This window comes from Candidatus Zixiibacteriota bacterium (assembly GCA_016933955.1).
GTDB lineage: Bacteria > Zixibacteria > MSB-5A5 > GN15 > PGXB01 > JAFGTT01.
The window spans coordinates 12002-25272 of the sequence record JAFGTT010000012.1; the positions used below are offsets into that span (position 1 = coordinate 12002).

9 protein-coding genes are annotated in these 13271 nt (G+C 50.1%); 5 read left to right on the forward strand and 4 right to left on the reverse strand.

Going from position 1 to position 13271, the window contains the following annotated elements:
• Positions 1–17 precede the first annotated feature (17 nt).
• A complete protein-coding gene (locus tag JXQ28_03645) occupies positions 18–2693 on the reverse strand; it encodes a TonB-dependent receptor (protein MBN2276822.1) in 2676 nt (891 codons plus the stop codon).
• 367 nt (positions 2694–3060) lie between these two features.
• Here JXQ28_03645 and JXQ28_03650 point away from each other — a divergent pair, with 367 nt between their 5' ends.
• Genes JXQ28_03650 through JXQ28_03670 form a run of 5 tightly spaced genes read left to right on the forward strand, consistent with a single transcriptional unit; the run spans position 3061 to position 8186 of the window.
• The gene (locus JXQ28_03650; GenBank protein MBN2276823.1) at positions 3061–4023 is read left to right on the forward strand and encodes an ABC transporter substrate-binding protein; all 963 of its coding nucleotides are present in this window, start codon (positions 3061–3063) and stop codon (positions 4021–4023) included.
• Positions 4020–5663 carry a HAMP domain-containing protein gene (locus JXQ28_03655; protein MBN2276824.1) on the forward strand — a complete coding sequence of 548 codons (1644 nt, stop codon included), beginning with the start codon at positions 4020–4022 and terminating at the stop codon, positions 5661–5663. Before JXQ28_03650 ends, JXQ28_03655 begins: the two co-directional genes overlap by 4 nt.
• Before the next feature lie 32 nt (positions 5664–5695).
• Positions 5696–6103 carry a response regulator gene (locus JXQ28_03660; GenBank protein ID MBN2276825.1) on the forward strand — a complete coding sequence of 136 codons (408 nt, stop codon included), beginning with the start codon at positions 5696–5698 and terminating at the stop codon, positions 6101–6103.
• Between the two features lie 2 nt (positions 6104–6105).
• A complete protein-coding gene (locus tag JXQ28_03665; protein ID MBN2276826.1) occupies positions 6106–6486 on the forward strand; it encodes a response regulator in 381 nt (126 codons plus the stop codon).
• Positions 6483–8186 carry a response regulator gene (locus JXQ28_03670; GenBank protein MBN2276827.1) on the forward strand — a complete coding sequence of 568 codons (1704 nt, stop codon included), beginning with the start codon at positions 6483–6485 and terminating at the stop codon, positions 8184–8186. Before JXQ28_03665 ends, JXQ28_03670 begins: the two co-directional genes overlap by 4 nt.
• 87 nt (positions 8187–8273) lie before the next feature.
• Here JXQ28_03670 and JXQ28_03675 read toward each other — a convergent pair whose 3' ends face one another.
• The 3 genes from JXQ28_03675 to JXQ28_03685 form a co-directional block, all read right to left on the reverse strand.
• Positions 8274–10034 carry a hypothetical protein gene (locus tag JXQ28_03675; GenBank protein MBN2276828.1) on the reverse strand — a complete coding sequence of 587 codons (1761 nt, stop codon included), beginning with the start codon at positions 10032–10034 and terminating at the stop codon, positions 8274–8276.
• A gap of 350 nt (positions 10035–10384) precedes the next feature.
• Positions 10385–11737 (reverse strand): TldD/PmbA family protein, encoded by a 1353-nt coding sequence (locus tag JXQ28_03680; GenBank protein MBN2276829.1) that lies wholly within the window; start codon positions 11735–11737, stop codon positions 10385–10387.
• On the reverse strand, positions 11734–13176 hold the full coding sequence (locus tag JXQ28_03685) for a TldD/PmbA family protein (protein ID MBN2276830.1): 1443 nt from the start codon (positions 13174–13176) through the stop codon (positions 11734–11736). Before JXQ28_03685 ends, JXQ28_03680 begins: the two co-directional genes overlap by 4 nt.
• Between the last annotated feature and the right edge of the window lie 95 nt (positions 13177–13271).

Below are 13271 nucleotides of genomic sequence, written 5' to 3' on the forward strand. Positions count from 1 at the left end.
TTCATATACCTGCCTTATCAGAAGTTGAATTCAAGTCCGACTCTGACCCGACGCGGAGATGAATAATTCTGGGGGTCATTAGCCAGCAATTTATAATAATGATTTACATCTTCAGCGGTGTATGGTCCGGTACCGTCCGGATCGGCGGTTTCATCGTAATGCCGCCCATCATCATTCGGCCGGCCGGTATTGGTGTAAACATTGATGATATTGCGCTTGTCAAAGAGGTTTTCGACTTCGACAAAGAAGGAGAAGAAGTTCCCTCCGCTCACGAAAACGTCCTTATTAAAGCGGAAATCGACCGTGTAGGTGCTGGGCATCCGGCCCTCGTTGGTACTGCCATAGCGATTTCCGGAGTTATCGGTAATGGTGTAGGGCAGGCCGGAGCCGTAGTGGGCAACGGCATTGATTCCCCAGGCGCCGGGGACATTGATTCCCATGAACTTGCCTTTCCATTCGCGTGGAACCCGGTAATCGAGGGACAGGGTGGCGGTATGCCTCTGATCGAAGGACAAGGGATATTCCTTGGTCGGCAGAACGGTGTCGGTCGTATTGGCGATATAACTGTAATAGGCCTCGGTCGCCGACGAGGAATTGCCTTTGGCGATCATGTAGCTGTAAACCAGCGAACCGGAGAAATAGCCCCGGGCGATTTTTTCGATAGTCAGGTCCATCCCCTTGACAGAACCGTAGTCTTCGTTAACATACAGCGTGATCGGGTTGGGATTGCCCTTTTTATAAAGCGGCCGGGTGGCGATCAGGTCTTTGATATCCTTATAATAAACCGTGATATCAAGGCGGATTTCGGGACTGAGCATCTGGTTCAGACCCAGCTCATAGGCGATCGTCTTCTCGGCCTCGAGATCCGGATTCCCCACCAGCGGCAAACCCGAATTCAGATCGACATCCTGGTTGGTATACATGTACCGGTAATTCGGGACCTGGAAGAAATAGCCGTAGTTGAAACGGATGACCGAATTCTCCGAAATCGGATGGGACACGCCCAAACGGGGTGAAATCTGCGATTTGGATTTCGATTTAACCTTGTCAACCGTGTCTTTGTTAAGAATATCGGGCCAGTATTCGACTTCGGAATTCAGATAATCCCAGCGGATACCGGCGTTGATGATAAATTCGCGCAGTTCCAGTTTATCCTGGGCATACACCGTGGCATAAGTCGGTGAATGCTTGTACTTCTCGCCGTACGGCGAGGAATTGAAGAACTGCTTTTCATCCCAGAAGATGGTATAATCACGATATTCCGAGCCGATCCGCACCTGATGGTACTTATTGATCTGGCTGGTGAAATTCAGGGCCACGGCGTTATACGAGGTATAGCGCCGGTGATAAATCGGCATGAAATCGTCGCCGGTCGTATAACCGGTGTTGAAATACTCCTCGGCGAACCGGTAATTATCTTCATGGATGGTGCCGTTATAGGCCCCGGTCGAATCTTCCGAATAGCCCGGCCATTCATTCCAGTAGGTGTCAAAAAGATCTTCCGGCGCCCGTTTGGTTTCGGTATAAAAATGATTGACCGAGAGCCCCACGATGGATCGTTCGTTGACATTATAATTGCCTTTCAGACCGTAAAGATAAGCCCAGGATTTGGTGATCCCGAGGCCGTCCAGGTTGAAATCGTACGATAGGCCATTGACATCGAGATGTTCGTACACCTGGCGGTCACCCTGAAAATAACTGCCGGTAGCGGTCACTTTCATATTCGGGGTCGGCTGGAAGGTCAGTTTCCCCGACTGGGTGTACTGGTTGAGAATATTGTGGGGGAGATAGCCGCCGTCGTGGCGGTACTCACCGGCCATGAAAAACGAGGAGCGGTTGCCGAGTAAATCGGGCAGTGGCCCGGAAAGATTATAGCTGGCGGCATTGTCTTTGATCCGTTCCAGGCTGCCGAATTCACCGGTACCGATATCGTACTTGTTGGAGGCGCCGTCGTAGACTTTCAGCATACCGTGGAATTCGCGGGTTCCTTCTCTGGTCACAGCGTTGACGATACCTGACAGGGCCTCGCCGTACTCGGCCGGAAATCCTCCCGAAGTCAGAGAGATTTCCTCGATGGCGTCGGGAATGATTCTGATACCGGATTCACCGGCAAAGGGATCCTGAATTGAGAAACCATCATAGAAATAAGAGACAGTTCCCGAACGCCCGCCGCGGACATGGAGATCCTGGTTGCGGTCGACGATGGTCCCGGCCATATTGGCCAGGATGTTCTGGATGGACCTGGCGCCCGGAATATACATCAGGCGATCCGAAGTCATAATCAAGCGCGATTCGGTCAGATCTTTCTGAATCGGATTTCTTTCGGCATAGACTTTTACCTGGCGTTTAAGCGGTATCTCGACCTGTTCGAGAGTGAAATCGACCGGGGTGGTTAAATCGAGGAGAACCCGGACATTTTCTTTTTCAATTGTCTGAAAACCAATTACCGAAACGGCGAGGGTATAGGTTCCTGCGGGAAGATTCAGAATGAAGTAATCTCCATCGTTATCGGATTCGGTGACGATGTCCGAACCGATAACGCGAATGGTGGCACCGGGTATGGGGGTCCCGGTTTTTTCATCTTCGACTACCCCGGCGATTTTTCCGGTTGTCCCGGCCGCGGCCAGCACCGGAAGGATCAAGAGCAAAATCAAAATCGCATATATAGGTAGTAACCGGTTATTAGTATACAAAGCAGATCCTCCCTGCAAGAGTTCTATTACAACTCGAATACTTTTAACAGATGTTTATTGGCATATTTGCAATCGGATAACCCTGTTTAGCCTAAAAAGACTGTTCTGGTTTCTCCTCATTTTTATCGTCTTCTGCAAAATAATCTTTAATTGATTTTCGGTTTCAATTCAGACCGGGTCAGTGGACGGCGGCGAACAGCAAAAATCGCTTTATAAATGCGGGCCGGATAAAATCAATTCAGAGGGCTTAAGTTTCCGGCGGTTGACCCGATAAAAGAAAGGAAATATACACCGCTGAAGGGGAAATGGCGGAAACAGTAACGGCTGATGGACTTAAAAAAACCTCTTGGTGTGAGGACATAGGAATTTGAAATCTCCTGCCAAATATAGATTATTCCTACCATTATATCTTTTTCTGATAATAATATTATTTATAAATGGTATCCGGGCCGAGTCCATCAACCTGGCCATTGTCTATTCCGACAGCCTCAGCACCACCCTGAGAACAATCAAGGGGATTCATTCCGCGATCAGCCGGCAATATGAAACTTCCGTTTTCTACGAACTGTACCTGGCCGAAAACGGCGCCAACATGGAGCAACTGGTCCTCAAAATTAAAGAGCTTGATCCCCGGCTGATACTCACGGTGGGATCGTACGCCACCAAAGCCATATCGGAGCGAATACCCGATAAACCGATTATCTTCTCAGCCGTTTTGAACCCGGAGACATCCGGTTTTGTTAAATCCCTCAGCAATCCCGGAGGCAATATCACCGGGGCCTCGCTGGATATACCGCCCGATATTCAGTTCAAGTATTTCAAGCAGGTTATCAGTAATCTCAAGAGCATCGGGGTCCTGTATACCGATGAAACGGAGAACCTGATTCCGCCGGCCAAGGCTCTGGCCAGTGCGGCCAATCTGACCCTTTACGCCATCAAGATTCAATCGGAAAAAGATATCCCCAACGCCCTGGATTCGCTCAATTCCATTGTCGATGGTTACTGGTCGGTCGCCGACGGGCGTATTTATTCGCCCCGGGCCACCCGGTTTATTCTCTTGAATACCCTGCGCAGCGCCAAACCCTTTATGGGATTTTCCAAAAATATGGTCGAATCCGGCGCCCTTTTCGGCCTTGATTATGATTATAAAGATATCGGGAGGCAGACCGGTAAAATCGCCATCGAGGTTCTCTCGGGTAAATCCCCGGCCTCGATTCCGGTGGCTGTTCCCGGTATCATCTGGTTCCATTATAATGAAAAAACGGCCAAGCATATTGATGTAAAAATCCCCGATGAACTGGTCGCAGTGGCCAAGGAGGTGTATCGATGAGCCTCTTTGGATCCTTCAATCATATCGGGCTTCGTGAGCGGTTCGTGGTGGTGGTTTCACTGGTAATTGTCGCCAGTATGCTGATAATCGGCGGTTATCTGATTAATCGCCAGAGTGATATTTATCTTACGGAACTGGAAAAACGGGGTCAGGCTCTGGCTTCTAACCTGGCTTACAACGCCGAGTACGGGGTTATTCTGGAATCCCAGACCGAACTGGATAATCTTATTAAGGGTGTGGCGCGGGCCAATGATATAATCTATGTCGTCATTACCACCGCCGATGGCCGGATTCTGGCCGAGATCGGAAGTAATCTGGGAACCATTGCCAGAGCCAAGGGCGAACCGGAAGAAATTCATAACGACTGGGGTGATTTCACCCGGACCCATTTCGAAGCGGCCAATGGAACCGAATTTATCGAGTTGTCCCAGCCGGTCCTGACGGTCCGGCAGTCAATCTCGCGGGAGAACCTCGGAACCGTTTATGGGTACGGGAGTACCAGTGAACAGATGATGGATGTTATCGGCGAGGTGAAAATCGGGCTGACCTTCAAAAATATCAACAAGGAGATCACCAAGTCACAGACCGCCGCCATTCTGCTGAGCCTGATGGTGGTCATGTCGGCGATCATAATCATCTCGGCCTTTGTCAGAATCATTACCCGTCCGATCGAATCGCTGGTGGAAGTAACTTACCAGATCTCCAAAGGTGATTTGAGCAAAACCGTTGATGTCGTTCGGTCCGACGAAATCGGTCTCCTGGCGGAATCTTTCAACCGCATGATTGAATCTTTGAAGCAATCACAGAAAGAGATCGAGGATTATAACCGGACGCTGGAGGAAAAAATTATCGATCGCACCAGGGAACTCGAGGATGCTCAGGCCCAGTTGATTCAATCGGAGAAAATGGTGGCCATCGGCCAGCTGGCCGCCGGCGTGGCTCATGAATTGAATAACCCGCTGGGCGGGATTTTGGGATATGCTCAGTTTACCCTTGAAAAAATACAGAAAAAAACGGCCGGCGAGATTTCACAAAAAGATATCGATTCCTATGTCCGATATCTGACCGATATCGAGGCGCAGTCGCGGCGATGCAAGGCTATTGTCCAGAATCTGCTGAAATTCTCACGGACCTCCCAGACAGTCGAGTTCAACGATGTCGATATAAATGCGGTGGTCGAGGATACATTGACTTTCGTGGAACATCAACTGATGATGAACCAGGTCAAACTGGTCAAGGATTTCGATCCCAACCTGCCCATCATCCAGGGCAACCCCAGCCAGCTGCAACAGGTTTTCACCAATATCATTATCAACGCCATGCACGCCTCTGATCCCGGCACCCAGATCCGGCTGACCACCCGGTTTGCGCCGCCTCTGGGCGAATTCCAGGGGGCGGTCGAAATTACCATTACCGACCAGGGCCGCGGAATCAGTCAGGAAAATATGAAGAAAATTTTCGAGCCTTTCTTTACTACCAAGGAGGTCGGCAAGGGTACCGGTCTGGGTCTATCGGTCAGTTACGGAATAGTCAAGGAACACGGCGGGGAAATCCGGGTGAAATCCCAAGTTAGTCAGGGAACCACCTTTACGATAATAATCCCACTGGAGAAGAAGACCTGTTCAGCCGACAAAATATAATATAAATCTTTCTGCGAGGTATAATAAATCAGATGGCGCACAGGGACGACACTGAAGTCAAAAGCATTCTGGTAGTCGATGACGAACAGGTGATGCGGGAATTTCTCTCGGATGTCCTGGAGGATTTCCGAGTGGATAAGGCCGCCGACGGTGATGAAGCCATCAATAAATTAAAAAAAGTGAAATACGATCTAATAATAACCGATATGAAAATGCCCCGGGTCTCGGGTGAAGAGGTGGTTCGGTTTGCCAAGGAAATTTACCCGGATGCCAAAATAATCGTGATTTCGGGGTATTCCTCACTCTCATCGGTCAGCAGTACACTCGGCTACGGGGTCTGTGCCTTTCTTTCCAAGCCCTTCACAATTAAGCAGATCCGGACCGAAGTAGAAAAATCATTAGGCCCCGAAAACAAGGGCAGTATTCAGGATTGGGGCTGAAAATGTCAAAAAACAAAGTCCTCATAATTGACGATACTCCGGTCATACGGGAATTGCTTCATGAAGTGATGACCGATGCCGGTTTTGAGGTCGATATCGCGACCGATGGTCAGGAAGGTTATAAAATCGCCATTCAGGGTGACTATGCCCTGATCTTCTGCGATGTGCATATGCCGATTATGAATGGCTTTGAGGCGGTCCGCAAGATCAAGAAGGAAAAACCTGATGTTCCGATCGTGATGACGGATTCCTTTCCCGACAAACTGGCCGAAGCGGCCACCGCCGCCGGAGCCCTCTGCTGTCTCGCCAAGCCTTTTGCCCTTGACGAGTTACGCGATACTATCGAGCGTATTATGCAAGCCAAGAACCTTACGGTAAAATGAGCGAAATACCGAAAATAAACGGTCGTCCGGTGAAAATTCTCATTGTCGATGATGAGGATATTGTCCTTTCATTTGCCCGGGATGCTCTGGAGGATCTTGGATGTGATATTCATCTGGCCAACGATGCCCTGGAAGCGATAAAAATAATCGAAAAAGAGTTTTTTGATTTTATTCTGACCGATATCCGCATGCCGGGTATGGATGGGTTGGAACTGGCCCGCCGGGCAAGGGAGATTATCCCCTCGATCGGGATAATTTTCATGACGGGTTATGCCAATCTCAATACTGCCAAAGATGCTATCAAGGAAGGGGCCTTCGATTATATAATGAAGCCCTTCGAACTCAACGAGATTCGCCAGGCGGTCAAGAGCGCCGTTAAAAAAAGCCAGAAAGAAACCGAAAAAACACTCTCCAATGAATTGAACCGGCTCTCGGATCTCAACCAGTTAATGTACACCGTAAGTGACCGGCGATCCCTGATGCGGCTATCGCTGGGATTCGCCATGATGCAGGGAAAGACCGACCTGGGTTGCGTGGTTTTCAAAAACAACAACGATAATGAAATCGGGATCATCTCGACGGATACTGCATCGGGTAACGGTTTCGAGGAAACCTTTACCCGGTGCAGTCAGAATATTTTCGAGCAGGATTATAAGGAATTCAATAAGCCGTTTATCATCAGAACCGTGCAGGAACATCCCCTGACCCGGACTATTGATCCCGCCAAACTGGAAAGTATATTGATTCCCACCTGGCACCGGGAAGGGTATCACCTGGTCAATATTGCCCTGAAACGCGCTTCCAAATTGCATGGTTTCCTTATTCTGGGTTATACCGATGAAGCGGAAGCCCTGAAGGAAAGCGAACTGAAACTTCTGGGTATAACCACCAGCCAGATTGCCATATCGCTGGAGAATATTATTCTCCTGGAGGAAAGCCGGAATGCTTATCGACGTCTTAAAGACCTCCAGGAACAGACCATCCAGCTGGAAAAAATGGCCACCAAAGGCCAGATGTCGGCTGAAATTGGTCATGAATTGAACAATTTTCTGGGAGTGGTGGTCGGCAACCTGTCCCTGATGCAGGCGCAACTACATAAAAAGAATTATACTGAACTGGAACGATACCTTCAGGCGGTTATGACCAATCTGGATAATATCAAAAAGTTCACCAATGGTCTAATGGATTTCTCCCGTATCAAATCCAGCCAGGAAGAATGCGATATCAATGCCCTGATTGCCGATGTCATCGAATACCTCAGAGTCCAGCGGCATTTTATGGATGTCAAAATCATCTTCGAAAAATCAAATCTGCCCATCATCACCATGGCCGACACCGGTCAATTGCAGCAATTGCTGTACAACCTGCTCAATAATGCCGCCGACGCCATGCAGGAGAATTCGGACGGGAATGAGCGGCAGATACGTATCTGTACTGTTCTTGAGGAATGCCAGGAGGAGTTTTCTCTTTCCGTGCAGGATAACGGTGGGGGAATCGATCCGGAAAATCTCGAAAGAATGTTCAATACCCGTTTTACCACGAAAAAAACCGGGCACGGTTTCGGATTGCTGGTTTGTCGAAGAATCATCGATAATCACAAGGGCCGTCTCAGGGTCGAATCCAACGCCGGACAGGGAACCACCATCACCATCAACCTGCCGGTCAGAAAATCCTCGCCAGCCGCCGTCACAGCCAGCTGAAGCGGTCATTTTAATCGTAACAATAAAAAAACGACGGAAGGACTGGCAAAACACTTCCGCCGTTAGTGTAGAGAGAACAGTGGAAAATCATTCCTGGCTGATGGTTATTCCCCACATATGAGGTCGATCGGGACGCGAGGTGTTGAAGTCGGGGAAAGAATGCGAACCATCGGTAACATAGTAAGCATTATAGGTCCCGGCATCGAGATTGATGTATGTATCGACCATCCGGTTTTTGCTTCCGCCGCCGGCATGTCTGGTTTTACGATAGGTCATTTCCCAGATGATTTCACCGGTCCGGGCATTTTCAATCCAGCCGTAATCGTACATCCGGTTGTCTTTACCCTCGCCCAGGGCAAAGATATGCACTTTACCGGGTTTTTTAAGTTCAAAAGTCTGGCGGACATCTTCATCATCACCGAGACCGACCAGGTTAACCAGCCGTTTCGAACTGGTTGACAGTTCATCGAAAACCGTGACCGCCTTCTCATCGAAATCGCGGCCGGCCCCATAAATGGTGACGCCCCACATTTCCTGATCATAGGGAGCGGTGGAATTCCAGTCGCGATAGGCATGGGAGTCGTCGGAAATATAGTAGACCATGTAATTACCCGGCTCAAGGGTGATAATCCCGTCGAACCGCCGATTTTTTGAGGCCCCCCCGGCATGTTCGGTATTATCTCCGGTCATTTTCCAGACAACTTCATTATCATCGACATTCTCGATCCAGCCATAATCGACAAACTCTTCGAGGCTGCCGTACTCACCCAGAGCCACGATATGCAGCCGGGATTCCTTCTTGAGAGTAAAGCCTTTATATGCATATTCATCATTCCGGACGCGGGCAATCTGGACGATTATCGGTTCGGAATAATTATCAACATAATCGGCGGCGCTTTTAAGGTCGCCTTCGTTAGCGGGATAAATCACCATCCCATAATGGAGAGGATCATACGGCGGCATGACATTCCACTTCCCGAAAGAATGGCTGTCATCGGTTACAAAGGAGGCGACATAATTGCCCTCGGGCAAGTCGATCTGGCCGATAAAAGCACGGTTTTTACGTCCGCCCCCGGCCCAGGAGGTATTCCATTTATCCATCTGCCAGATCTTCTCGCGGGTATCAGCATTGATAATCCAGCCGTAATCGACAAAAACCCGGTCGCTCGAGAAATATTCCCCGATGGCAATGATCTTGACCGGCATGTCCTTTTTCAAGCTGAAGCCTTTATTTTCAAAATAATCATCGCCCGGGCGGGAAAACTCAACAATAGCCTTCCTGCCGAGATCCTCAACCGGATTGAATTTACTGAATGAACCGGTCGGGGCTTTAATCTGCATCATGAAATCACCGATATCCTCGGAATAGTATTTTTCCTTGTCCCTGGAATCGTCGAAAAGATTTTGAAGCAGGTCGATCGCCTCGCTCAGATTATCTATTTTGATTTCGAGATTGTCATAGTAATAGGGTTGACCGGCATAATAATATACTTCGTAACGACCCGCGGGCAGGGTTACCTCGCCGCTGAATTGCCGGACTTCCTTATTTTTCCCGAATCTCTGGGTATCCTGTTCCTTGAGAACCCAAACCGGCTCCCGGCTGGCGGCATCGAGAATCCAGCCGTAGGCATAAAGGTCATCGGAATGTTTTAATTCGGCCCCGACAATATCAATCGTCAGCCGCGTTTTCCCGTTAAGCTCAAAGCCATCGACCGCCAGATCACCCTCATAGAATTCCCGGAAATCCACCACCACATCATCGGCGTACACCGACACGGCACCGACCCAAAACATCGAACCGATAATTGCCATAGCCAGGGCTCCGGCCAGGATAGCTTTTCTGCACATTACTTGTCCTCCTAAATATCCGGCCCATAAGTTCTCTGGTCATATTTACGAAAAATAGAGAGTCGGGGTTTCGCCGCCAAGCCTTTTTTTGACAAATAGCCGGAATAGAGTCGGTTCCGTCCTTGCCGGCAGGTCTTAAGCTCCATCGGGGAGTCTTGTTTATGGAATCGTGCTGTTTGCCTAAGTTCCTGTCCGGCCGTATATTACCAACCAAGACACAATTAGGACTTTGCGCAAGACGGCATTTCCATACCCGATTAGAGAATCCAGTTGTATCGGCGTAATATCAGCAATATAAAAACCCCGCCGGGGTCGGCGGGGTCATGATTCCGATATTCTCTCAAACCGTATTAGAAATCGGTCGTGCCGGTGAATTTGAATGATCCAAGATGAAAAGCCGGGACACACAGGCATCCGATGGCGTCCCACCAGGAAGGCAACAGGGTCCGATCTTTGGATATTCCCTTGACGGTCGAGAAGGTCCGCAGCATGGAATCGGTAAAACGCAGGTTTTTGATACCATGTTTGATCCGGCCGTCCTCGATCAGGAAAGTACCATCGCGGGTCATCCCGGTCAGAACCGCTTTGGGCGTATCGATAAACCCGTTGATATAATGGAACCGGGTTACCAGGATACCCCGTTTAACAGAGGCGATCATCTCCTCGCGGGTTTTATCGCCGGGCTGGATGAAAATATTCAGGGCATAGGCGCCCTGCCCGCCGGCATCGGGCGTTATGGCATGACCGGTCGACGGGACGCCCTCTTTTTTGCCCGAAGTCCGATCCCAGACGACTCCCTGACCGACTCCGTTTTTGACAAAGTAGATTTTCTGTTTGGGGACTCCCTCGAAATCGAACGGCACTGCGATTCCGGCCGTATCATTGCCGTCATCGTAAATCGTCACCGAATCATGCATCACCTTCTTGCCGATATTCCCGGCCAGAAAAGATGATTTCTCGGTGAAAGTTTTCGATCCGAAGGCGATATAATTGGTCCATTCGAAAGCCTCGGCCACGGCCGCCGGTTCCAGAATAACCTCGTACTCCCCCGCCTTGAGCGGTTTGGGTCGTTTGGCCAGCCGGGCTTTTTCGACCGCAATATCGGCCAGAGCGACGGTATCAATATCCTCCACCCGGCGGGAAAGATTACTGGCGTAGCCCGATGAGGTCGGCGACATGGCGACGATATTGAGACTGGCGCTGGAGAGAGGCTGGTAGCATCGAACGCCCCTGGTATTGAAAACAGCCAGTTCACCCTCGCCGGTGCTGAAGGCTCCTGCGGTGGTAAATTTACGGCGGTTGGCCCGAATAAATATCTTCTTCACCAGCCGGGCCCGATCTTTGGGAGCAAAGGCGGCCGTGCTTTCAAAATGTGTCTCGAGTGATTTATATGCCTGCGGTCCGGGCAAACCATCGAAATATTCATTGTCTTTTTGAAACCGGGCGATCTCGATGGAATTCTTCAGGGTTGCTTTGAGATCATTGAGAACCAGCGAATTGGTTGCGGCTACCCCGATTTTTCGGCCCTTCACCGTCCGAATATAAACCTTGGCATCCGATTCATTGACATTCTGGTGGATGATCGAATTGGCGAACCGGGTCAAGCCGTAGTTGGAGCCAACATAGACGATTTCGGTCTCATCGGCCTTGCTCGATTTAACGATCTTTTCGAAAGTCGTAAACAGTTTGTCTTTTCCGATCATTTGCTCACCCCCACTTTCACTTTACGGAACCTGGCCGGAGCGGTGCCATGGGCTACCCGGGCGGTCTGCATCGGCTCACCCTTGCCGCAATTGGGAACCCCCCAGACATGCCAGTGTTTCTTATTGCAGACAGCATCACAGGAACCCCAGAATTTGGGGGTCATGGATGTGTAGAGCGGGTTTTTGAACATCCGACCCAGTTTCCCGTTTTTGATTTCCCAGGCACATTCCACTCCGAATTGGAAATTGAGCCGCCGATCGTCAATCGACCAGGATTTGTTCATATCGAAGAAGATGCCGTCTCTGGTATCGGCGATAAGATCTTGGAGTTCCCATTCGCCCGGCTCCAGGTTGATATTGGTCATCCGGATCAGGGGCAGGCGGTTCCAGCCATCGGCTCTCATCGTTCCGTTGGATTTCTGATTGATCACCGGTGCCGTCTCGCGGCTGGTCAGGTAACCGACATGAATTCCTTCCCTGACAATCGGTGAGCGCTGGGCTTTGACGCCTTCATCGTCATACCCGAACGAGCCGAGGGCGCCGGGGATAGTGGCATCGGCGAAGATATTGACGATTTCCGAACCGTATTTGAGTTTGTTGAGACCGTCGATTTGCATGAACGATCCCCCGGCCAGAGAAATCTCGGTTCCCAGAACCCGGTCCAGTTCGGTGGGATGGCCGCAGGATTCATGCACCTGGAGAGCCATCTGCGAACCGCAGATAATAATATCCTTTTCGGCGTCGGGGCATTCCTCGGCAGTCAGCAGGGCGACCGCCTCCTCGCGGGTGCGATCAACATGGTCGAGGAGATTCATCTCCTCGACGAATTCATAACCCCGGGTGGCAAAATCACCGCCGTGAGAATTGGGATAGGAGCGTTTCTGAACATCATTGCCATCGAAAGAAACAGCATGGTACCCGGCTCCCGATTCGATAATGTCCTGTTCTATTTCGGCGCCTTCGGTCGAGCTGAAAATTTTGTTGGTGCGGAAAAAGGCCATCGAAGCCTCGGCGGCCTTGATTTTCTCATCGCTTTTCAACTTCCCGGATATCTCCAGAAGCAGATTCACCTTGTCGTTAAGCGGAACATCAAAAGGATCCTTCCGGCAGGGTGTCCGGTAATGGTCTTTGAAAGTCTCCTGATCGGCCAGCCTGACCGGTTCCTTGATGGTGGTGGCGGAAGCCCGCGCCGTCTGAAGAGCCTTGTTGGCGGCTTTTTTCAGATCGGCCTCCCGGGTCGAGGCTACAGCGGCGAATCCCCAGGCGCCTTTATGAAGCACCCTGACGCCGACACCGACATTAACATCGCGGGCGAGAGTATCGACAATATTATCCGTCACCCGAATTGATTCAGATTCTCGCCTGACATACCGGCAATCGGCATAATCGACTCCCTTGCCCTTCAGCCAGTCGAGAACGTTTCCAAGTTTATTTCTCATTCTTCCTCCAGGAAAAAAGTCCGTTCCATGTGAATAGAGTTTTTAATCTATTGAATCTTTTACGGGAAATCAAGCCGGAGTGACTCATAAGTCTC

Bases quoted from the DNA above. Each gene is read 5' to 3' on its own strand.
- JXQ28_03685 (MBN2276830.1), bottom strand. From the start codon at position 13,176: ATGAGAAATAAACTTGGAAACGTTCTCGACTGGCTGAAGGGCAAGGGA.
- JXQ28_03675 (MBN2276828.1), bottom strand. From the start codon at position 10,034: ATGTGCAGAAAAGCTATCCTGGCCGGAGCCCTGGCTATGGCAATTATC.
- JXQ28_03660 (MBN2276825.1), top strand. From the start codon at position 5,696: ATGGCGCACAGGGACGACACTGAAGTCAAAAGCATTCTGGTAGTCGAT.
- JXQ28_03670 (MBN2276827.1), top strand. From the start codon at position 6,483: ATGAGCGAAATACCGAAAATAAACGGTCGTCCGGTGAAAATTCTCATT.
- JXQ28_03665 (MBN2276826.1), top strand. From the start codon at position 6,106: ATGTCAAAAAACAAAGTCCTCATAATTGACGATACTCCGGTCATACGG.
- JXQ28_03680 (MBN2276829.1), bottom strand. From the start codon at position 11,737: ATGATCGGAAAAGACAAACTGTTTACGACTTTCGAAAAGATCGTTAAA.
- JXQ28_03655 (MBN2276824.1), top strand. From the start codon at position 4,020: ATGAGCCTCTTTGGATCCTTCAATCATATCGGGCTTCGTGAGCGGTTC.